General features: G+C 58.8%; 23 protein-coding genes. 16 read left to right on the top strand and 7 right to left on the bottom strand.

Annotation, left to right across the window (positions count from 1 at the left end; all coding sequences use genetic code 11):
* Positions 1–3 precede the first annotated feature (3 nt).
* The 5 genes from maiA to DEJ54_RS23660 all read right to left on the bottom strand — a co-directional run bounded on the left by maiA (position 4) and on the right by DEJ54_RS23660 (position 7,241).
* Positions 4–651 carry a maleylacetoacetate isomerase gene (gene maiA, locus DEJ54_RS19760; RefSeq protein WP_113156499.1) on the bottom strand — a complete coding sequence of 216 codons (648 nt, stop codon included), beginning with the start codon at positions 649–651 and terminating at the stop codon, positions 4–6.
* On the bottom strand, positions 648–1,343 hold the full coding sequence (locus tag DEJ54_RS19755) for a fumarylacetoacetate hydrolase family protein (RefSeq protein ID WP_113156498.1): 696 nt from the start codon (positions 1,341–1,343) through the stop codon (positions 648–650). Before DEJ54_RS19755 ends, maiA begins: the two co-directional genes overlap by 4 nt.
* A complete protein-coding gene (locus DEJ54_RS19750) occupies positions 1,344–3,320 on the bottom strand; it encodes a TRAP transporter fused permease subunit (protein ID WP_113156497.1) in 1,977 nt (658 codons plus the stop codon).
* Positions 3,321–3,384: 64 nt separating this feature from the next.
* Entirely contained in the window at positions 3,385–4,344 is a 960-nt protein-coding gene (locus DEJ54_RS19745) for a TAXI family TRAP transporter solute-binding subunit (protein WP_113156496.1), read from the bottom strand.
* 146 nt (positions 4,345–4,490) lie between these two features.
* Positions 4,491–7,241 (bottom strand): benzoate-CoA ligase family protein, encoded by a 2,751-nt coding sequence (locus DEJ54_RS23660; RefSeq protein ID WP_113156495.1) that lies wholly within the window; start codon positions 7,239–7,241, stop codon positions 4,491–4,493.
* A 93-nt stretch (positions 7,242–7,334) separates the two neighbouring features.
* Between DEJ54_RS23660 and DEJ54_RS19735 the strand changes: the two genes are divergently transcribed.
* From DEJ54_RS19735 to DEJ54_RS19715, 5 genes are all read left to right on the top strand, one after another.
* Positions 7,335–7,736: an acyl-CoA thioesterase gene (locus DEJ54_RS19735; RefSeq protein ID WP_113156494.1), complete on the top strand. Its 402-nt coding sequence runs from the start codon at positions 7,335–7,337 to the stop codon at positions 7,734–7,736.
* A complete protein-coding gene (locus tag DEJ54_RS19730) occupies positions 7,726–8,529 on the top strand; it encodes an IclR family transcriptional regulator (protein ID WP_113156493.1) in 804 nt (267 codons plus the stop codon). The genes DEJ54_RS19735 and DEJ54_RS19730 overlap by 11 nt, the downstream gene beginning before the upstream one ends.
* A 609-nt stretch (positions 8,530–9,138) precedes the next feature.
* Positions 9,139–9,597: a carboxymuconolactone decarboxylase family protein gene (locus DEJ54_RS19725; protein ID WP_113156492.1), complete on the top strand. Its 459-nt coding sequence runs from the start codon at positions 9,139–9,141 to the stop codon at positions 9,595–9,597.
* 39 nt (positions 9,598–9,636) lie between these two features.
* Complete coding sequence (locus DEJ54_RS19720) at positions 9,637–9,972, top strand: cupin domain-containing protein (protein WP_113156491.1); 336 nt, start codon at positions 9,637–9,639, stop codon at positions 9,970–9,972.
* A 26-nt stretch (positions 9,973–9,998) separates the two neighbouring features.
* Entirely contained in the window at positions 9,999–10,409 is a 411-nt protein-coding gene (locus tag DEJ54_RS19715; protein ID WP_113156490.1) for a PaaI family thioesterase, read from the top strand.
* A gap of 30 nt (positions 10,410–10,439) precedes the next feature.
* Here the strand turns inward: DEJ54_RS19715 and DEJ54_RS19710 are convergent, their stop codons facing one another.
* Positions 10,440–10,814, bottom strand: a complete 375-nt coding sequence (locus DEJ54_RS19710; RefSeq protein WP_113156489.1) for a helix-turn-helix domain-containing protein — start codon at positions 10,812–10,814, stop codon at positions 10,440–10,442.
* Positions 10,815–10,891: 77 nt separating this feature from the next.
* Here DEJ54_RS19710 and DEJ54_RS19705 point away from each other — a divergent pair, with 77 nt between their 5' ends.
* The 10 genes from DEJ54_RS19705 to DEJ54_RS19660 all read left to right on the top strand — a co-directional run bounded on the left by DEJ54_RS19705 (position 10,892) and on the right by DEJ54_RS19660 (position 18,454).
* Positions 10,892–11,800 carry an SMP-30/gluconolactonase/LRE family protein gene (locus tag DEJ54_RS19705; RefSeq protein WP_113156488.1) on the top strand — a complete coding sequence of 303 codons (909 nt, stop codon included), beginning with the start codon at positions 10,892–10,894 and terminating at the stop codon, positions 11,798–11,800.
* A 331-nt stretch (positions 11,801–12,131) separates the two neighbouring features.
* Entirely contained in the window at positions 12,132–13,133 is a 1,002-nt protein-coding gene (locus DEJ54_RS19695; protein ID WP_113156486.1) for a nucleoside recognition domain-containing protein, read from the top strand.
* Positions 13,134–13,173: 40 nt separating this feature from the next.
* A complete protein-coding gene (locus DEJ54_RS19690) occupies positions 13,174–14,055 on the top strand; it encodes a helix-turn-helix domain-containing protein (protein ID WP_245447864.1) in 882 nt (293 codons plus the stop codon).
* 185 nt (positions 14,056–14,240) lie between these two features.
* Entirely contained in the window at positions 14,241–14,813 is a 573-nt protein-coding gene (locus tag DEJ54_RS19685) for an NADPH-dependent FMN reductase (RefSeq protein WP_113156484.1), read from the top strand.
* 5 nt (positions 14,814–14,818) lie between these two features.
* Entirely contained in the window at positions 14,819–15,796 is a 978-nt protein-coding gene (locus DEJ54_RS19680; protein WP_245447838.1) for a DMT family transporter, read from the top strand.
* A gap of 5 nt (positions 15,797–15,801) precedes the next feature.
* The gene (locus tag DEJ54_RS19675) at positions 15,802–16,440 is read left to right on the top strand and encodes an NAD(P)-dependent oxidoreductase (RefSeq protein WP_113156483.1); all 639 of its coding nucleotides are present in this window, start codon (positions 15,802–15,804) and stop codon (positions 16,438–16,440) included.
* Between the two features lie 38 nt (positions 16,441–16,478).
* Complete coding sequence (locus DEJ54_RS19670) at positions 16,479–16,961, top strand: SgcJ/EcaC family oxidoreductase (protein WP_113156482.1); 483 nt, start codon at positions 16,479–16,481, stop codon at positions 16,959–16,961.
* A 16-nt stretch (positions 16,962–16,977) separates the two neighbouring features.
* Positions 16,978–17,265, top strand: a complete 288-nt coding sequence (locus tag DEJ54_RS23625; RefSeq protein WP_256370548.1) for an NAD(P)/FAD-dependent oxidoreductase — start codon at positions 16,978–16,980, stop codon at positions 17,263–17,265.
* A 29-nt stretch (positions 17,266–17,294) separates the two neighbouring features.
* Complete coding sequence (locus DEJ54_RS19665) at positions 17,295–18,098, top strand: NAD(P)/FAD-dependent oxidoreductase (RefSeq protein WP_256370547.1); 804 nt, start codon at positions 17,295–17,297, stop codon at positions 18,096–18,098.
* Positions 18,099–18,109: 11 nt separating this feature from the next.
* Positions 18,110–18,454 carry an antibiotic biosynthesis monooxygenase gene (locus DEJ54_RS19660; RefSeq protein WP_162742397.1) on the top strand — a complete coding sequence of 115 codons (345 nt, stop codon included), beginning with the start codon at positions 18,110–18,112 and terminating at the stop codon, positions 18,452–18,454.
* Positions 18,455–18,603: 149 nt separating this feature from the next.
* Here DEJ54_RS19660 and DEJ54_RS19655 read toward each other — a convergent pair whose 3' ends face one another.
* Positions 18,604–19,074, bottom strand: coding sequence for a LysR substrate-binding domain-containing protein (locus DEJ54_RS19655; protein ID WP_245447837.1), 471 nt, complete (start codon positions 19,072–19,074; stop codon positions 18,604–18,606).
* 307 nt (positions 19,075–19,381) lie between these two features.
* Here DEJ54_RS19655 and DEJ54_RS23760 point away from each other — a divergent pair, with 307 nt between their 5' ends.
* Positions 19,382–19,540, top strand: a complete 159-nt coding sequence (locus DEJ54_RS23760; RefSeq protein WP_371686002.1) for a hypothetical protein — start codon at positions 19,382–19,384, stop codon at positions 19,538–19,540.
* The last annotated feature ends 9 nt before the right edge of the window (positions 19,541–19,549 follow it).

Below are 19,549 nucleotides of genomic sequence, written 5' to 3'. Positions count from 1 at the left end.
CATTCAAGCCGCATCCGGCTGATTGTGCGGCGCTGCATCCGAAAAGGCCGGCAGGGCCTCCAGTTCACCGAAAATCGCGGCGATCGTCGGCCAATCCTGTGTGTTGATATCGAAGCGGCGGTTGTTCAATACCTGAGCGTAGAGACAGATGTCGGCAAGGCCGGGTGTGTCGCCATGACAAAAGCGTACCGTGGCCGCATCGCGCGCAAGCGCGGTTTCAAGTGCATCGAACGTAGTGCGTACCCAATGTGTGAACCACGTCTTCAGCGCGCCCTCATCGGCACCGAATGTTTCGCCCAGATAGTTCAGCACCCGCAGATTGTTGAGCGGATGGATTTCGCACGCGATCATGAGTGCCAGCGCCCGCACACGTGCCCGGCCATCGGGATCGACCGGCAGAAGCGGCGGTTCGGGATGTGTCTCATCCAGCCATTCCATGATGGCGAGCGACTGGGTCATTGCCTGCCCGTCCTCACGCTCAAGGGCGGGAACAAGACCAGCCGGATTGATTGAACGATAAGCCGGCGTCCGTGTTTCGCCTTTCCGCAGCGCATAGGCGACATAGTCGTAGCCCAGCCCCTTGAGGTTGAGAGCCGTGCGCAATCTGATCGAGGTGGACGAGCGAAAGAAATTGTGCAGACGAAAGGTCATACCCGAGGCCCGATCCAGGTGCTGATCTGCCCCAACCCCTCAATGGAAACCACGCACTCGTCACCCTCTACCAGAGGGCCAACACCGGCGGGTGTGCCGGTCATGATGACATCGCCGGGCTTGAGGGTCACGGAGCTCGACAGGATCGACACGATCTCGGGAACGGACCAGATCAATTCGGAAAGGTCGGCATCCTGCTTCGTCTCGCCGTTCACCGTGAGGCGGATAGTCCCGGATGACGGATGCCCGACCGCGCTTGCCGGATGGACCGGGCCGATTACCGCCGAGCGGTCGAAACCCTTGCCCATGTCCCATGGCCGGCCCCTGTCGCGTGCCTCCAGTTGCAGGTCGCGACGGGTGAGATCGTTGCCAACAGCGTAACCCCATATGCAATCATTGGCTGCGGCCCGGTCGATTCCCGCCGCCTCCCTGCCGATCACCACCACGAGTTCCGCCTCAAAGTGGAGGTTTTCCGTCAGGGGCGGATAGGTCACCGTTTCACCATCATCCACCACCGCATCGGCCGGCTTCATGAAGAAAAAGGGTGGGTCTCGCTCAGGGTCCTTTCCCATCTCACGTGCATGGGCGGCATAATTGCGTCCGACGCAGAAGATGCGGCGTACGGGTATCCGCTCCTCTCGATCGGCGACCGCAAGACCCGGGATCGCGACTGGGGGAAAAACAAAACTCATTCAACTCTCCATTTCTCGTGTGTGCGGGTGTGGCGCGATGCCGGAAGGCCTGATGGCGGCCAGCCACTGGACAAGGAGCAGCAGAAAGCCAGCCGCGTTCACCCAGAGTGTCGATCCACCGCCGATACCCGGTGGCAGAAGCAGCGCAACACCGGCAACGCCAATGAGGATTCGCCGCGGCGCGCTCGCAGGACCAGCGAACCAGCCGATAAACGCTGCCGAGATCGCGTAAACACCCAGCACTGCGGTGATAACCGCCAGTGCGATGTCCAGCGGATCGCCGATCAGAAGCAGAGCCGGCGAAAAGACGAACAGGAACGGGACGATGTATGCAGTCCAGCCGAAGCGCATGGCTTCCAGCGCTGTTGGCAGGGGCGATGCCTTGGCGATCGATGCAGCAAAGAACGCGCCGATACCGATCGGAGGTGTCACCATCGACATCATGCCGAGATAGAAAATGAACAGATGCGCCGCGATGGGTTCGACGCCCGTTTCCACCAGCGACGGCGCGACTAGGACGGCGAGCAGCAAATAGACACCGACCGTGGGCATGCCCATGCCGAGGATGAGGCAGACGGCGGCCGAAATCAGCAACAGCAGGAAGAGGCTGCCCTGCCCAAGATCGACCAGGGCAAAGGTGACCGCAAACCCGAGCCCGGTGACGTTCAGAACACCGATGATGAAACCGGCAGCGGCCGAGATCATGATGATTTCGGTGATCGACTGCCCTGTCTCGACCGCGCAGCGCCACAGGTCGCCGAGCCGCATGCGGACCTTGCCATAACCGGCGATGAAGCCGATCACGATTGTTGCTAGCCCACCCCAGAGCGCAGCAGTCTCCGCACGCTGGTTGAACCAGAACAGCGCCACAACGATTGCGGCAAAGGGCACGACAAACACCCAGCCACGACGCATGACGCCAGCAACAGGCGGGACATCCTCGCGTTCCACGGGGCGTATGTTCTGCTTCGCTGCCAGAAGATCGGCTTGCACGAACAATGAGACATAGTAGAGCAGTGCCGGAACGAGTGCGGCGACGACGATCTCGGAATAGGGTTTTTGCAGGATATCGGCCATCAGGAAGGCGACGGCCCCCATGACCGGAGGCGCAATCTGTCCGCCGGTAGATGCCACCGCCTCGATCGCAGCGGCCGTGGTCCGGCGGAAACCGGAATTGATCATCAACCGGATAGTGACGATGCCGGTCGCAACGATGTTGGAAACAACCACGCCAGAGATCGAGCCGAAAAGCCCCGAGGCGACGATCGAGATTTTTGACGCCCCGCCCCGCCTGCGCCCCATGGTGGCGAGCGCAATATCGTTGAAGAAATCGCCGCCACCCGAACGCAGCAGCAATTGCCCAAAGAACACGAAGGCGACGACCACCGTTGCCGCAACGTTGAGCGTGACACCCAACAGGCCGTTGGGATCGAAGGAGAGATAGACCACCATCCGGTCCGCGGCGACTGCGCGCGTCTGCAGCACGCCGGGGACGAGATGGCCGACCAGCCCGTAGCCGCAGATGGCGAGAACGACCACAACAAGCGTCCAGCCAACAGTGCGACGCAATCCTTCGAGAACCAGCAGAAACAGCGCAATGCCGGCAATCATCGCATCCCAGGGCAGCATCATCGCCGAGGAAACGAGCGTCGGGTAAGCCCACGCCACATAGAGGGACAGACCGAGGCCCAGGCCGGAAAACGCAAGATCGAGCAGACCTGCGGCCTGCGGCCCCGTCCTGCGCACCAGGAAAACGAGACCGAGACTCAATCCGAGTACAATCGCCAGGAACTGCTCGGTGTAATAAGAATAGCCGAGCCGTGAAGGCAGATCGGCGGCCTGGGCGATGGAGATCAGCGTCAGCCCACCGGCGAGCGCCGCCATGATGGTGCGTTGCCAGACCGGAGCGGGCAGAGTTTCGGCGCTCTCGTCGACCAGCGTAATTTCGCTGTGTGCAGGACGTTCTGGTTGTGCCATTTCGTTCTCACGCATTGCAGTGCTTGCAGCAGAATGGCGCGGACATGGTCCGCGCCTTCAGAACTCACTCAGCCGGTTGCAGAGAAACTCCGCGATCGGCGAAGAACGAAACAGCGCCAGGGTGATATTCCAGACCGGGATAGGCCTTGTATGCGGTTTCGAGATTGAGCGCGCGCAATGGCGGATAGGCTTCGCCGATGGCTTCGCGACCATCGAATATCGCTGCCAGAAAGCGCTCGACCACATCGTCGGAGACATGACTTCCGACGACCAGAATGTTGTCCCAGGTGACAAACATCATCGGCTCCTCTACACCGACACGCACCGGCGCCGGCTCCACCTTGGAGAAGTAGAAGGCCGGACGGACGGCCTGGATCTTCGCCAGCGTCTCTTCACTCGCATTCACTTTCAGGAAGCGCACACCGCCCACGGAAGCATCGACCTCTGCAACCTTCGGTCCGCCGACCGCAAAGAAGGCGCTGTCGACCCGACCCGAGGCCATGTCGTCCGATCCGCGAATGAGTTCCGGCACCGGCACCTGCGTGACGTCGTTCCAGTCGAGGCCACCAGCGGCAAGGATGGCGCTAATATGCGAGCGCGCTATGGGGAAGGCATCCCAGCCGGAGGGCACCGAGCGGCCCGAAAGATCGGAGACGTTTTCCAGTCCCGACGTAGCTTTCACATAAAGCCCGACGGGGAACGGATTTATCCTGGCCACCGCGCGCAGATTGGGCATTGGCTGGTCGTATTCGCCGCTGCCCTCGACCGCCGAGATCACATCGTTGACGTCATTCAGCGAGAATTCTGCAAGCTGCTGGTCAAGCGCCTGCATCATCTGCGCATTGCCGCCATAGGGCTGCACCACCACCCGCATCTTGGTGGTGTTGCGGACCTCGCCCGCCATCACCGATGCCATCGTGTTCCATACAGAGCCCTGCGGCGGTGTGGAGATGGAACTGACCTGCGCGGCAGCCGGGACTGACATGCCAAGGGCAGCGATTGCTGCAATAAGTAAGCGGTTCATCTGCTTCCTCCCGTTTGTTTTCTGGTTCCGGCCGATGGCCGGCATTTCTCTGGCCTTGCCCCCTTGCACAAGGCCGCGTTCGGCCAAACAGGTGGCGGCTGCCACCCGTCTATCGTCGATCTGGATCGCGTGGTTTCCCGGCCCGGTCAGGCAACCTTTTGTGGTGTCATCAAAGCCTGCCGGTCGATCTTTCCTGTTCCCGTCTTTGGCAATTCACTCACAAACTCGACGATGCGCGGATATTTGTGGGGTTGCAGAACAGTCTTCACATGCGCTTGAAGCCGAGCGCGCTCTTCGTCATTGCCGCTGCCGGAGCGCAACCGCACGACAGCTCGCAGAGTTACTCGGCGATCCGGTAGTTCGTGGGCCAGAACCGCGCATTCATGCACGTCGGGATGGTCGTTGAGGCAGCGTTCCACCTCAAGCGGCCAGACCCATTGACCGGACACCTTGATGAGTTCATCGGCCCGGCCCTGGAAATAGTAATAACCGTCGCGCTCGATGAACCGGTCTCCGGTATAGAGCCAGTCGCCTCTCATGGTTTCCCGGGTCTTGTCCGGACGGTTCCAATAGCACGGGGCGGAGGAATGGCCGCGCACGAGCATCACCCCTTCCTCACCTGGCTCAGCGAGCTTTCCTTCCGGCGTTTCCAGGCGAATTTCATAGCCCGGCACCCGGGCACCAGCGGCGCCCAGACGATGGTCGTCCAACCGGTTGGAGAGGTAGATATGGAGCATTTCGGTCGAGCCCAGACCTTCCGTCGGACCGTGGCCGGTCAGCGCCTTCCAGCCATTGTAGACATCCTCCGACAGTATCTCGGCGGCCGACATTGACTGTCGCAGGGAGGCCATATCGCGCTCCTCAATACGGGCGCTGCGACAAAGGGCGGTGTAGAGCGTGGGCAGCCCAAAGAGCACAGTGGGTCGGTAAGTCTCGATCGTGTCGAGCACTGCTTCGGCGCGCGGCTGCCCCGGCATCAGCACCGCGGTGGCCCCGACAGAGAATGGAAAGGTGATTGAGTTTCCGAAGCCGTAGGCGAAATACATCTTCGGAACGGAGAAGCAGACATCGTCTGCCGTCAGATCGAGGATATGGCGTCCGAAGCTCTGTTGCGAAAAGGCCATATCGTGATGCAGATGCACGATACCCTTGGGTCGGCCGGTGGAACCCGAGGAATACATCCAGAACGCCATGTCGTAGGTGCTCGTATCCGCGCATTCCAAGGTTTCTGGCTGACTCTCCAGAAATTCGGTGGAGGGTTCAAAAACACCCTCCCGCGGCCCGCCATTTCCGGCATTGACCAGCACGACCCTGCCAATCTGTGTATCCTTCAACACCTCACGGGAGAACTTTTCAGCCAGATCTGCCTCGCACAGGGCGATGGCAGCACCCGTGTCTTTCAGGAAAAAATTGAGTGTATCGGCGTTGGTCTGGACGTTGAGCAGAACGGGAACAAAACCCGCGCGCACTGCACCGAAGAACGCAGCCGGATAGGCGGGCGTGTCGTCCAGGAAGAAGGGTATGCGCGCGCCGCGCTCAAGCCCCGCCGCGACGAAGGCATTGCCCCAGCGCGCCGCTTCGCGGACGAGTTCGCCGTAGGTGCGATCGCCGGCCGGGCCCGTAACCGCAAGCCGATCAGCATTGTGCGGAAGATTGCCCCAGAGAATCTCTGAACAATTTGGATGCGCATCTGGATCGAAGCCGATTTCGGCGGCTCCATCCACTTCCCTTGCCACCGGGTCAACGATCCGTGGAGTGTCATTCGCGGCTTCGTAGCGCGCCATGAACTCAGGAGACATCCTGCGCAGCCTGTCCATATCAACGCGGCCTGAGCGAGTGATGTAGTCGAAGGCAAAATCGAGGGGCGCATGCTCTATCTTCCTGCCAAAACCTTCGTACCACAGCGCCGATACATTGGCAGCGTCGACAATCTTTTTTGCGATAGGTTTGCGCGCCGCTTCAAACGCTGCAAGCGCGGCATCCACATCGGAATGATCGACAAGCGCCGCGACAAGGGCGATTGCATCTTCCATGGCAAGCCTTGTTCCAGACCCCACGGAGAAGTGCGCTGTATGTGCGGCGTCGCCAAGCAGAACCTTGCGGCCCGAGACCCAGTTATCGCACCAGAGTTTGGGAAACCGGCGCCAGTTCGATTTATTGGTTATGAGATTGGCACCTTCCAGAACTCCGGCGAAATACGCCTCGCAGGCACGGCGGCTATCCTCCTCGCCCATCTCGTCGAAGCCGGCCGCACGATACGCTTCCTCCCCGCATTCGACGATGAAGGTGCTGCGCCCCGGCGCGTAACGATAGTGATGAGCGTTCATTGGGCCGGCGATGGTGCGGATAAAGGTCTGCGTCAGCGTTTCGAACGTCCGTTCGGCACCGAACCACGCGAAGCGGTTGCCGAAATGGTCGAGCCTTTCGCCAAAACCCGCAGGATCGCTTGCGCGTACAACCGAGTTCAGTCCGTCAGCCCCGATTACAAGATCGGCATTTTCTTCCAGCGTCGGATCCAGGCCTTTGAGCCGCGTTTCAAAACGAATCTCGGCACCGAGCGACTGTGCGCGCTTGCGCAGGATCTCGATCAGTTCAAGGCGGCCGATTGCGGAAAACCCGATCCCGTCCAGAACCACACGTTCTGCGGGATGGTTTAGCGTCATGTTCCGCCACCGCTCCATATTGGGGGTGATGACTTCGTAGGTTTCAGGGTCGTCGGCACGCAGAAAATCGAGCGCCTGATCCGAAAACACTACGCCAAAGCCGAATGTCGCGCCCATCGGATTCTGCTCCGTCACACGAACATGCGTTTGCGGCATCCGGCGACGGAGCAAGATGGCGGTGTAAAGGCCTGCCGGTCCACCACCAACAATCTCGACATTTCGAAGCGTTCCCATTTTTCCTCCCGGTCGAAACGAAACCCGACATCTGGACCCTAACCTAAATTTTACGTATTATGCAATAGATTTTATATTAAGGAATAAACCAAGATGCCTCATCGATACGCCTATCGTGTGCTTTTCGGCGACTGCGATCCCGCTGGGATCGTCTATTATCCGCGGTTCTTCGTCTGGTTCGACAGAGCCTTTCATGACTGGCTTTTGGTTCATGGTGGACATCGGGCCCTGTGCGTGCGCCTGAATGCAGTGGGGTTCGGGCTGACGGCTGCAGATGCGCGCTTCCAAAGTCCGGCCCGGGAAGGAGACCTGCTCACAATCTCGCTAGCCATCGCCGAGTGGAATGCCCGTCAGCTTTCGCTTGACTATCAGGTTCACTGTGGCGACAGACTCATTGCATCGGGCATTGAACAGCGCAGGCTCTTTCTGCAAAATGGCAAGCGCATCGTTGCCGGCGACATACTGAGACTGAAGGAATTGATGGATGCTGGATAAAAAGGCGAAGACCGCGGGCGTTGCCGGCGGCATCCAGTCCGTCGACATTGCACTTCATCTCGTAGGGGAACTTGCGCGCTGTGATGGCCCGGTTACCCTTTCCGATCTAGCGCGGCGCGCCGGAATGCCACCGAGCAAGGCCCACCGCTATCTGGCGTCTTTCATCGCTGCGGGGCTGGTGGTGCAGGCCGGACGCTCAGGAAAATACGACCTCGGTCCGGCGGCAATGGATATTGGTCTCGCCGCACTCGCACGCCATGACTTTGTCAACCGCTCAGCCGACTCGCTGCCCGAGCTCCGCGATGCAACCGGCATGACAGCACTTCTCTCCGTATGGGGTACCGACGGCGCGACCGTTGTGCGCTGGGAGCGCGCACCGGCACCAGTCATAACCTCGATGGGGCTTGGAACCACCCTGCCACTTCTGACGTCTGCATCGGGGCGTGTCTTCATCGGATGGTCGCCCCCCAGTGCCATCAGGGAACGGCTTGCAAAGGAACTTGAGCTTGCCAAATCAAACCCAACGCTTGCTCACCGGGAAGATTTCAACGAAGCGTCTGTTCTGGCCCTGCGTGAAAGCATCCGGGCGGCCGGCTACGCATCTGTCGACGGACGCTTCATACCGGGGCTGGTGGCAATAGCAGCGCCGGTCCTGGACTGGCAGGGTGAGGCTCAATGCGCGATTACCCTCATCGGCACGGATCCAGCTTCGGTTCAGCCCAACGGGAAAGCCGTATCAACGCTCCTTGATTTTTGTCGGAATCATTCTGTGACCACCCGTACAAGCAACTGAATTTGCTGCTTTAATTCTCTTGCTCTGCCTCCGCACAATTTTAAAACATGCAGGCAATTGCGCCGGGTAAGTTGAGGTTACCGGCGCAGCGCTGAGAATAGTTTCGACACTGAACGGCGCTTGCTAAAAACCCGCCTGGTCCTCAACGGTCTTGCCAATCTTTGGATCGAACCCTGCACTGTGCAGCATGACCGAGCCGCCTGCATACAGTATGAAGGTTATCACGATGGCGTTGATCGGCGTGATGCCGAGGCCAACGGAGCCACCCAGAAAGCCGCCAACCAGCGCCGCGGACACGGCCAGCCGGTTGACGACTGCATGTTGCGCACCAGGGCCGAACTGAGGCTGCCGCCTCCCATCGCATCACAGTCAAACAAGCTTTCAGGGAGAGACAGCCTTTGCAGAATCATCAGGAGTGCTCCCGACAGATCGAAGTCAGCGCAGTCGCAGCTTTTCGATTTCTTCGTTTTGTCTGCATCCCAATCTTCCGCACTTGTCAAAAAATTTAGGGCGGGCTGTCACAGGCGGGCCACCTTCTACGTCTTTGCAGACAGTGCATCGATCAGACAGCACGCCCGATCCATAGCAGCAAACGAAGAGGACCACCCCGTGGAACCCAGGCTCAATTTCTACAAAGAAGCCCCTGAATTGATGAACACTCAGATGGAGCTGAAGAAGGCCGTAGACGATTGCGGGCTGGAGAAAGGACTGATTCATCTGATCAATCTGCGCACCTCGCAGATCAATGGCTGCTCCTATTGCGTCGACATGCACAGCCGGGAAGCCCGCGAAGACGGCGAAAGCGAGCAACGGGTGTTTCTTGTCTCCGCGTGGAAAGAGTCCCCGCTGTTTTCGGCGCGCGAACGCGCAGCACTCGCCTGGACAGAGCAGGTGACACTGATCTCGGAAGGCGGCGTTCCCGATGCCTTGTTTGAAGAAGCACTCAGCCATTTCAGCAAAGGCGAGCTGACAAAGCTCACGATTGCTCTGGGGATGATGAACATCTTCAATCGGCTTTGCATAGCCTTCCACGCGATCCACCCAGTCAGGTCGGGTAAGGAAGCCTGATGCGGCACCCGACATGAGCTTGGTCAACGGAGTTCATCGATGACGACAATACTTCGCTCATTCCCCACCCTGTCGCCAGAAAGTCGCTCCATCCGCTTTGAAGGGCGCGACCATGGCAGCCCGGTCTCCTTCTTTCTGATCGACACCGATCCCGGAAAGGGGTCGGATCTGCACACACATCCCTATGCCGAAACATGGGTTCTGCGTTCCGGAACCGCCGAGTTCACTGTGGGGGCGGAACGGATTGTCGGTTCGGCGGGCGACATCATCATCGCCCCATCGAATGTTCCTCACCGTTACATTAACATCGGCACCGAGCCGCTTCAGATGGTGTGCATTCACCCCGGCGACAGAATTGTTCAGGAACTGGCTTGAACGCGCAATGACACTTGGGAAAGATCATGGATGATTTGTACCAACTCTCGCGGCAAGTGTTTGAAGCACAGCCCTTCTCCATGTTTCTCGGCGCCGAGCTTACACGGGCATCATCGGATGGTGTTACCCTGAGTCTGACTGTCGCAGATCATCACAAGCAGCAGCATGGATATGTTCATGGCGGCGTTATCAGTTTTCTCGCTGACAATTCACTCACCTTTGCCGGCGGGCTGGCATTGGGTGGTGATGCGCTAACGTCCGAATTCAAGCTGAACTACCTCAAGCCCGCGAAGGGCAGCCGTCTTGAAGCAAGGGCGGAAGCCCAAAGCGTCGGGCGGCGCCAAGCTGTCTGCCGTTGCGAGATCTATTCGATCGAAAGTGCGCAAAAAATTCTCTGCGCGCTGGGGCAAGGAACCATTGTCTCCGTCGGAAAATGATCACTTGCGGGAGGCGAACTGACCGAGAGCTCAATCATGTGCCTCATCGCCTCCCCCAACTTCAAGCGCCCTGCCCCATTCCTTGGCCAGAGCCCCCAACGGCACGAGCTTGTCATAGATGGCAAGGCCGAGTGGCGTTACCGCATAGCCCTCCGGCACCCGATGCACCAGCATCGCCTCCTGCAACTCCTTCAGCCGCTGGTTCAGCGCCGCGGGCGAAATGGTTTCGCACCGCTCCTGCAGGCCACGAAACGTTGTCGGACCGCCTTCTGCCAGAGACCACAAGGCCCCCATGGCCCAGCGTCGGCCAAGAAGGTCGAACAGGGCCATCACCGGCGCGCCGGATCGCGATCCGCGCACGGGCTGACCGGGCTTGGGAATGGGTGTTCTGGTTTTCTGCTGCATGCTACAAATTCCATAGCAATTATTCGGATGGTGTGCTATTTATTTTGTAGCACACTTTTCAGTGACAGGAACAGACCATGAATGACAGCAGCTATGAGATCTGCGATGCGCGATTCAAACGATCGGTGCAGCTTGCTGAACCGGTGGAAAACATCTGGACCGGCGGGCGCTGGACGGAAGGGCCGGTCTATTCAGCGCTTTGGCGGTCGGTGATCTTCAGCGACATTCCGAATGACCGGCGGCTGCGCTATGACGAATTGACCGGAGCAGTGGGCGACCACCGCTCCGGCCTTGGCGCATACACCAATGGAAGCACGCTCGACCGGGAAGGCCGTTTGGTCATGTGTAATCACGGCACGCGCGCGGTAACCAGGATCGAGCATGACGGTCGTCTGACCGTCTTGGCTGATCGCTATGAAGGCAAGCGCTTCAATTCACCCAACGACGTGGTGGTGAGGTCCGACGGCTCCATCTGGTTCACAGACCCAACCTATGGCATCGAGACCGACTATGAAGGCTTCGCAGCCGAACCCGAGCTGGATGGACAGCATGTCTACCGCATCTCCCCGACCGGACAGGTGTCGTGCGTCGCGACCGATTTCGTCTGCCCCAACGGTCTCGCCTTCTCGCTGGACGAGAGCATTCTCTATGTCGTCGATTCCGGCGGCACGCGTTCTCCCGATGGTCCGCGCCACATCCGCGCCTTCGAAGTCGAAGGTGACAAACTTAAAGGAGGCGACGTCTTCGCCACCTGTGAGGCCGGTGTGTTCGACGGGTTCCGGCTGGATGCGCAGGGGCGCATCTGGACATCGACCGGAGAAGGCGTGCACGTCTACCACCCGGACGGGACCCTGCTCGGCAAGATATTCGTTCCGGAAGAGGTCTCGAACCTGACATTCGGCGGGCCGAAGCGCAACCGGCTCTACATCACCGCCAGCAGCAGCCTCTACACAGTTCTGCTGGCGTCTTCAGGCCCGATGCAATGAGGCACCTTGAGTCCAAGACGGCCTCGGCGTTTCCCCTAAAGCGCGGTCAGATGATCTCGGTGATCAACACTCATGATAGCCAGGTCGCCGACGTCTTGGGCTCTATTCACTCGGGCCCGAACGAGTTCATGCCGATGGAGGATTGTCGGGTTCATTGCCCTGACCCTTCGTCGCGTCTCGACATCAGACCCTACTCGAACCGGCATCTACCACCCCTTGGAATCACTGGTGACATCGCGTCGGGCGTCCAAGGCTGATTCCTCGCGACCTCTGACCAAATCTGCGAACTGGATCGGGATGTCAGAATGAGGTTCTATCAGAGAGAATTGTGATGTCAGTCTTCGTATCCGCGTTGCGCAACGCCCGGGAAACGATCGAAATCTATTGGGTACTTGCACGAATCATGGTGCCCATTACGATTCTCGCAGAGTGTCTTTCGCGAATAGGTGTCATCGAAGCGATTGCACCCGCCTTTGCACCCTTGATGGGGTTCGTCGGCTTGCCACCGGAGCTGGCGTTGGCATGGTTGAGCGGCATGCTCGTCGGGATATGGGGAGCAGTTCCCCTCGTCTTTACCCTTGTGCCGGCATCCTCTTTGAGCGTGGCGGACATCACCATTCTCTCGGCGCTGCTCCTTTTCGCACATGGTCTGCCGATTGAGCAGAAAATCATCCAGAAGGCAGGGCCAAGCATGATCCTGACCACGCTTCTGCGTATTGCCGGTGGCCTGCTCTATGCCTTCCTTCTCCACCATCTCTTCACTGCCACGGGGTGGCTTTCGTCACCTATCGAACCTGTCTGGACCCCCATGAATGCGACAAGCGACTGGGTCGGCTTTTTCATAGGCCTTCTGGAGACGATGGTGGTCATGCTTTTCACCCTGCTGTTTTTGTCCTGGGGGCTTGAGATCCTGAAGGTCACCGGCATCCTGAAGCTGATGATGAGCCTGCTCGCGCCGTTTCTGCGCCTTTCGGGCATCAAGGGAGAAGCACAGCATTTCACTGCGGTTGGTTTGTTTCTCGGTATTTCCTACGGTGCGGGACTATTGATCCGCGAAGCGCGCTCGGGATCAATATCCCCGCGTCAGATTTTCATCTCCTGCGTATTCATGGGCTTCGCGCACAGCATCGTTGAAGACACACTGATTTTCATCGCACTTGGCGCAGATGTTGGTGGCATTCTGATTGGACGCCTTGTTTTCGCAGTGATCGCCTCGGCGGGCATTGCCGCCCTTCTCGGAACCATCCGTGAAGAGGCCTTCTTTACCTGGGCATTTCATGCACCCCAGCCCAAGGAAACACTTCGAGAAAGTCCACCAACGTCACAGTCATGAACCATACTGTCTGCGAACATGGGAGGGCAATGTGAAGGACATGATATCTCCAGACAGCCTGCCACAATGGATGGCCGGCTCTCTGGTTCTCGATAGCATTCCGTTGGGCTGGAGCGGCATCAAGTTCAGGCGATACCGTACCCCACCTCAAGAAATCAGCGCCCCGGCACTCACGGACTTCTCGGTCGTCGTCTATCTCAACCGCGGGGTGATCAACCGGCGACGCCAGGATGGCCCTTGGCAAACTGAAGCTGTAGGCCCCGGTTCCGTATCTGTTGTAACACGATCCGACGTTTCTGATTGGCGATGGGATGGCGCGATCGAGGCGTCCCACATCTACCTGCCATTTGAAGCACTCGCCGGAACAGCCCAAGATGTCTTCGACCGGGATATTGAAGACATAGAGCTCAAGAATTTTCTTGCAATAGATGACTCGATCCTCACGGAAGCGGCCTTTCGCCTCGCCGAAGAAACCAGAGCAAAAAGCCTCGGTGGCTGTCTCTACGTGGAAGCCTTGCGTTGCCAGATATCCGTCCACATCCTGCGCAGCTATGCCACTGTCAGTTTCCGCCAACAGGATCGCAATGACGGACTGTCGCGGGCGCAACGCAGGCTGCTCATTGACTACATTGAAGAAAATATCGGGAACAGCATATCGCTTGCCGATCTTGCTGCCCTTCTGGGCTTGAGCGTGTTTCACTTCAGCCGGCGTTTTCGCGCAGAATTCGGCCGACCGCCATACGCTTACGTCCTTCAACGACGACTGGAGCACGCCAAGCGACAACTTTCCCGCAAGGACGTCTCGCTAAAGACGATTGCCGCCGCCAGCGGTTTTTCTGACCAAAGTCACATGACGCGGCTGTTCAAACGTGAACTGAACATTTCACCCGCACAGTACCGCCGCCAGTCGACGCAGATCTGACGCCCCACCGCAGACCGCGGCAACGGCAACGGCAACGGCAACGGCAACGGCAAAAGATGGGCGTGAACATTCTGCAAGAATGTTCCATTTTTTGTTTCCTTCCGTTCAAGACCTCGTCTCGTGTTCGCGTCAGAGTACCGCTTGGCTATTGGCCAATTCATCGTCATTGCTTAGCGGAGACAGACATGGACGAACCACGTATTCGCACCGCCGTGATCGTTGGCAGTACCCGCGAAGGGCGTTTTGGCGATACCGTGGCACGCTGGTTCCTCGGCCGCGCTGCCTTGAACGAGATGGTTGATCTTGATGTTATCGACCTCGCGGAAGCCAACCTTCCTGCAAGACTGACCAACATGCCCGTACCCGCCGCAATGGAGATGAAGACTCGTCTCGCGGATGCGGATGCTTTCATCATGATCACGCCTGAATACAATCACGGCTATCCGGCCTCGCTGAAGACAGCACTCGATTCAGCCCGGGAAGAGTGGATGGGCAAACCCGTCGCATTCGTGTCTTATGGCGGAATGGCCGGTGGCCTCAGATCCGTGGAGCAGCTTCGCCAAGTTTGTGCGGAGCTGCATATGGTCTCGACCCGCGATTGCGTGAGCCTGCACAATTGTCACGGGCGTTTCGATAAGACTGGACAACTGAAAGAGCCCGCAGGTCCCGAAGCGGCTGTCAGGGTTATGCTGGATCAACTCCTTTGGTGGGCCGCGGCGCTGCGGGAAGCGCGCAAGAACCATCCTTACGGAGCATAGATCTCATGCCATCAGAGCGGAAAACCCCCAGCTTGGCACTACAGAATGCCCATGGAGGCATGTTCGTATGGACGCTCATCGTTGGCCTCTCATTCCCAGCCGTGGGGTTGTTGAGCGAAGGACTGCCGCCCCTCTTCCTGACAGCGATAAGGTTTGCGATTGCCGCCACCGCTTTCGCTCCCTTGATCTGGCGAGGGCCAGACGGCTGGCCGAGCCCTCCAGGGTTTTTCCTCTATGCCGTCATGGGCCTATGCCTTGCCGGTTTCTTCGGCGCGATGTTCTCGGCTGCGCATCAGGTTAGCGCGCTGTCCATGGCCACGCTCTATGTGAGCGTTCCGCTGCTTGCTTATGCGTTCGGTCGCATGATCGGCGTGGAAAGCGCCGACATGGCGCTTCTTGCCTCCCTGTTTCTGGGAGCGGCGGGCGCTCTGGCACTGGCATGGGCAGGAAGCGAAGGGACTTCCCAAGGTATGGCGTTCGGACTTGCAGAGGGGCTGTTTTTCCTCGGTTGCGCCGCCTCTGCTCTCTATCCCGTCTTGAGCAAATGGGGCCTCAAACGGGGCTGGCTGTCCGGCAGAGCGGCAATCCGGACCTTCTGGAGTCTCATTGCCGGTGGTCTTCTGATGGGGCTCCTCGGCCTCGTCTTCGAACCGGTTCACGCACTGGGCAGGATAACCGCCACCGATCTCCTTCTCGTTGCCTATCTCGGCATTTTTTCAAGCGGCATCACTTTCTGGCTTTTGCAAAGAGGAACAGGGGTCCTGTCTCCAGGCACAGTCACGGCCTTTACCTACCTCATCCCGTTCGTCTCCATGCTCGTCCTGTTCGTCAAGGATCCGGAAACAATGGGCTGGCGCTGGCTGCCGGGTGGAATCGCCGTGATCCTCGCGATCCTCCTCCTTTTGCGCCGCTCGACAAGGCAGCCAAACCCTGCTGCCGCACCACAAACAGCAATCGATCCATCCGCCAGAACCGGAGTTTGAGAACCATGCGCATCCTTGTTTTTGGAGCATCGGGAAATGTGGGACGCCGCGTCGTCGCTGAAGCTCTGCAACGCGGGCACGAGGTCACCGCAGTCGTCCGTGATCCCGACCGCGCGCGCCGTTCCCTGGAAAACGCGACCATTGTCGTCGGCAATGCGGCAGCTCCGCAGGATGTTGCCCGGCTGAGCGCCGATCAGGATGTCGTGGTGAGTGCGACCCGACCGAAGCTGGGCTCCGAACATGAACACCCAAGCACTGCGGAAAGTCTTCTGAAAGGCCTGCGGCTAACAGGCACAAGGCTCATTCTGGTTGGCGGCGCCGGCAGCCTCCACGCACCGGACACGGGAGACACGATCGTCGATGATCCCCGCTATGTCGCCGCAGCCTGGCGCGGCATTGCCGTCGCTTGCTGCCAGCAATATGCAGTCTGCCAGGAAGAGACACATGCGGACTGGACCTATTTGAGCCCTCCTGCCTTGCTGCAACCCGGCAAGCGGACGGGAAGCTACAGAAAAGGCCGGGACACCCTCATTCTCGATCAAAACGGCCTATCCATGATCTCCATGGAGGACCTCGCCGTGGCCCTGCTCGATGAAGCCGAAGTGCCCCAGCATCGCCGCGAGCGCTTCACCGTCGCCTATTGAGGCAAGTCCCCCCAGTCATCTTCGGACCGGAGCCTTCCATGCCCGCTAAAACCTCATCAGAAAGCACCGCTTCGCAGCAGAATGCCCGCGCACACGATGTCGCTCGCGTTCACGAGATCGTCGCACAGGTCGAAAAGACCCAGCGCAATCGTGACCCCGAAGGTTTTATGCGCCTGCTTGCAAGCGAGGCCGTCTGGGTGACAGCTCTGGGAAAACGCCTGACCGGCTGGGATGAGATCAACGCTTTCACCCACAAGATGCTCACCCCGGCGCTGGGCGAGCACTACGCTGCCTACGAGATTGCGCATATCACGTTCCTTTCGGAAACGGTCGTTGCGGTGAATGTGGTGCAGAAGCCAATCGATGGACAAGGGAAACCGGACGGAGACGAACCGGAGGGACACCCCCTCTATGTCATGACGAAGGTCGACGGAAACTGGCTGATCGCTGTCGGCCAGAACACCCGGTTTCAGGCTGACGCCATCGCCGCACAAACGAAAGCTGCAGGGGAGCAGGAATGACGCCGCTCCCCTCAAGGTGGATGTCGCCATTGTCGGCGCAGGCCCAACCGGGCTTGCCCTTGCGATTGGCCTTGCCCAGTGGGGCATTAATTTTGTCATTCTAGATGCTCTCCCTGAAGCGCAGAACACATCGCGGGCGGCGGTGATTCATGCCGGCACTTTGGAAGCCCTTCGCAAGCTGGAGATTGCGGCCGATCTGATTAAGGCCGGTATCAAGGTCCGCAACTTTCGCATTCGTGAGCGCTCGGAGATCCTGTTGCGCGCCGATTTCGGCGTGCTGAAATCGCCCACCCCTATGCCCTGATGATCCCACAGGATGAGTCGGAAGCGCTGATGACCGCCAAGCTGTTGTCTCTTGGCCATCAGGTGCAAAGGCCACACAAGGTTGTAGCTATTGAGCACCGTACCGGTGACACCATCCTTACAACCGATGACGGCTCACACATCCGCGCCCGGTTTGTCGTGGGCGCGGATGGCGAGAAAAGCACAGTTCGGACACTAGCCGACATCCCCTTTCCGGGCGAAACCTATGGCTCTTTCATGCTAGCCGACGTGCGAATGGCATGGCCTATTGCCAAGGATGAAGTAACGCTGTTCTTCTCGCGCGAGGGAACGCTGGTCGTCGCCCCCATGTCGAAAGACCGCTACCGCGTGGTTGCGCAGAGGCAGAATGCGCCTTCTGACCCGACAATTGCGGACGTTCAGGACGTCATTGACGAACGCGGACCCGAAACTGGTGCACGCGTGAGCGAAGTGCTTTGGGGTTCCCGCTTTCAGGTTCACCACAAACTGGCCGACCGGTTTTATCAGGCGCCAGTCATTTTGATGGGTGACGCCGCGCATGTTCACTCCCCGGCCGGCGGTCAAGGCATGAATCTCGGCTTAAAAGATGCCGTGGCCCTCGCAGATGCGCTGCAGCAGGCTTTAGAGAGTGATACCGAACTGCCGCTGGAGACCTACGCCAAAACACGCCGCATTGCGGCCGAGGACGTGCTCCGCATGACAGATCGCCTTACCGCGGTTGCAACGCTTCAGAACCGGCCATTGCGCATTGTGCGCAATGCCATCATTCGCACGGCATCTGCGTTTCCGTTCATCCGCCGCCGGGTGGCCCGGACGCTGTCGGGTTCAGAATGAAGGAACAGCAGATGAGACATCTCGAAGGCTTCTACTCCATCATAGATTACACAGTGCCTGCGTCTGAAAGCGTGACAAGCGTTGCTGAAGCCTTCGGGAGAATCCAGAGGGACTGGGTCGCGCAATATAAAGGCTTTGTCAGCGCGCGGTTCCTCGCCAAAACGGATAGCTCCACGGTGCGGGTGATCGTCGAATGGGTGGACGAAAATGCCTTCCATGACTTCGAACGCAATTCAGATACGCAAGGGCGCATCGGAGCCTTAAACGACGCCTTTCAACGGCTTTCCACCACCGGAAGCAGACAAACCTTCATCGCTATCGGAGAAGTGCTGCCACGCAAGGCTGCCAGGAATTAGCGCAGCTGCCTTTGGCGATCGATCTGCTGCCTAGATTTACGTCTCATCTTCGCTCCTTGAAGGGCTACGATGAGCCAGAAATCCTCCTCTATCCGTTAAGCCGAAATTGTCTCATTGGCGCTGAACCTGGACACCGCTTCCCTCCGACTTTACGTAGCGCGCAATCCCATCCTTTGTCCAAGCCCCTTTGCAAGGTTATCAACGACAGCGCGAACAGAGGGCAATTGACCACGCTTATGCGGCATGAGGATCGTTGTTGTGGTGCCGCCTGCCTCCCAGGTCGGCATGAGCCGTACCAGCTTGCCTGCTTCAATGTGGGGCCAGCACAATCCGTGTGGCAGGTTTGCGATCGCTATACCGGTCAGCGCCGCATTCAGTGTCACCAATGGATCGTCGGAGAAGAGCGTCGCAGTAAGCGGAATATCGATGTCAACTTCACCACGCCGGCTCAGTCGCCAAGTCAGCCGGTGCGAGCGCATGTTGTCCACGAAGATACCGCAGTGGTCACGCAACTCTTCCGGTTCGCTCGGCGTACCATGCCTGTCCAGGTATTCTGGCGACGCCACAATATAGTTTGGTGAAAAACCCAAGCGTCTTTGAACGTATTCCGAGTCCGGCAACTCGACGCGATGAGCACGGATCGCAATATCGAAGTTCTCCTGAACTAGGGTCAGGACCCATTAATATGACCGCAATGGCGTTCGATAGACCAAGAGATGTCAGGAAAAGCCCGCAGAGCGGGGTTCCCCCCCCCCCGGTCAAGGGGTTTGACGCAGCAGCTCGCCGGTCTATCGAGCGTCCTTCGGATCAGCCTGATTTGCACGGGCTACTTTGTCGCAAAGCCTTGAAAAACATGAAGTCTTCCTGCAGCCTTGCTTCGCGTATCCGCACAAATCAGGCCGACCATTGCGGCCATATTAATGGGTCCTGACCCTAGCGACATTCGCCCCTCTACTGGCTCACTATTCGCCTTACGAACAGAATCTCTCGCAAGCGCTGCAACCACCTGGGGAGACATACTGGCTGGGAACCGACGAGCTGGGTCGCGATGTCTATAGTCGGGATTGCCAACTTATTTTCGCGTGATTGCGAGGG

Origin of the sequence: Nitratireductor sp. OM-1 (assembly GCF_003296175.1) — a bacterium.
In the GTDB taxonomy this organism is placed as follows: Bacteria; Pseudomonadota; Alphaproteobacteria; order Rhizobiales; family Rhizobiaceae; genus Nitratireductor; species Nitratireductor aquimarinus.
This window is presented reverse-complemented; position numbering and strand designations above follow the sequence as displayed.

What these genes read in the sequence shown, in the direction of transcription:
- DEJ54_RS19730 (WP_113156493.1), top strand. Translation starts at nt 7,726, where the DNA reads ATGCTGGATAAAAAGGCGAAGACCGCGGGCGTTGCCGGCGGCATCCAG.
- DEJ54_RS19715 (WP_113156490.1), top strand. Translation starts at nt 9,999, where the DNA reads ATGGATGATTTGTACCAACTCTCGCGGCAAGTGTTTGAAGCACAGCCC.
- DEJ54_RS19745 (WP_113156496.1), bottom strand. Translation starts at nt 4,344, where the DNA reads ATGAACCGCTTACTTATTGCAGCAATCGCTGCCCTTGGCATGTCAGTC.
- DEJ54_RS23660 (WP_113156495.1), bottom strand. Translation starts at nt 7,241, where the DNA reads ATGGGAACGCTTCGAAATGTCGAGATTGTTGGTGGTGGACCGGCAGGC.
- DEJ54_RS19720 (WP_113156491.1), top strand. Translation starts at nt 9,637, where the DNA reads ATGACGACAATACTTCGCTCATTCCCCACCCTGTCGCCAGAAAGTCGC.
- DEJ54_RS19705 (WP_113156488.1), top strand. Translation starts at nt 10,892, where the DNA reads ATGAATGACAGCAGCTATGAGATCTGCGATGCGCGATTCAAACGATCG.
- DEJ54_RS19750 (WP_113156497.1), bottom strand. Translation starts at nt 3,320, where the DNA reads ATGGCACAACCAGAACGTCCTGCACACAGCGAAATTACGCTGGTCGAC.
- DEJ54_RS19710 (WP_113156489.1), bottom strand. Translation starts at nt 10,814, where the DNA reads ATGCAGCAGAAAACCAGAACACCCATTCCCAAGCCCGGTCAGCCCGTG.
- DEJ54_RS19670 (WP_113156482.1), top strand. Translation starts at nt 16,479, where the DNA reads ATGCCCGCTAAAACCTCATCAGAAAGCACCGCTTCGCAGCAGAATGCC.
- DEJ54_RS19660 (WP_162742397.1), top strand. Translation starts at nt 18,110, where the DNA reads ATGAGACATCTCGAAGGCTTCTACTCCATCATAGATTACACAGTGCCT.
- DEJ54_RS19690 (WP_245447864.1), top strand. Translation starts at nt 13,174, where the DNA reads ATGATATCTCCAGACAGCCTGCCACAATGGATGGCCGGCTCTCTGGTT.
- DEJ54_RS19695 (WP_113156486.1), top strand. Translation starts at nt 12,132, where the DNA reads ATGTCAGTCTTCGTATCCGCGTTGCGCAACGCCCGGGAAACGATCGAA.
- DEJ54_RS19680 (WP_245447838.1), top strand. Translation starts at nt 14,819, where the DNA reads ATGCCATCAGAGCGGAAAACCCCCAGCTTGGCACTACAGAATGCCCAT.
- DEJ54_RS19755 (WP_113156498.1), bottom strand. Translation starts at nt 1,343, where the DNA reads ATGAGTTTTGTTTTTCCCCCAGTCGCGATCCCGGGTCTTGCGGTCGCC.
- DEJ54_RS19735 (WP_113156494.1), top strand. Translation starts at nt 7,335, where the DNA reads ATGCCTCATCGATACGCCTATCGTGTGCTTTTCGGCGACTGCGATCCC.
- DEJ54_RS19675 (WP_113156483.1), top strand. Translation starts at nt 15,802, where the DNA reads ATGCGCATCCTTGTTTTTGGAGCATCGGGAAATGTGGGACGCCGCGTC.
- maiA (WP_113156499.1), bottom strand. Translation starts at nt 651, where the DNA reads ATGACCTTTCGTCTGCACAATTTCTTTCGCTCGTCCACCTCGATCAGA.
- DEJ54_RS19685 (WP_113156484.1), top strand. Translation starts at nt 14,241, where the DNA reads ATGGACGAACCACGTATTCGCACCGCCGTGATCGTTGGCAGTACCCGC.
- DEJ54_RS19665 (WP_256370547.1), top strand. Translation starts at nt 17,295, where the DNA reads ATGACCGCCAAGCTGTTGTCTCTTGGCCATCAGGTGCAAAGGCCACAC.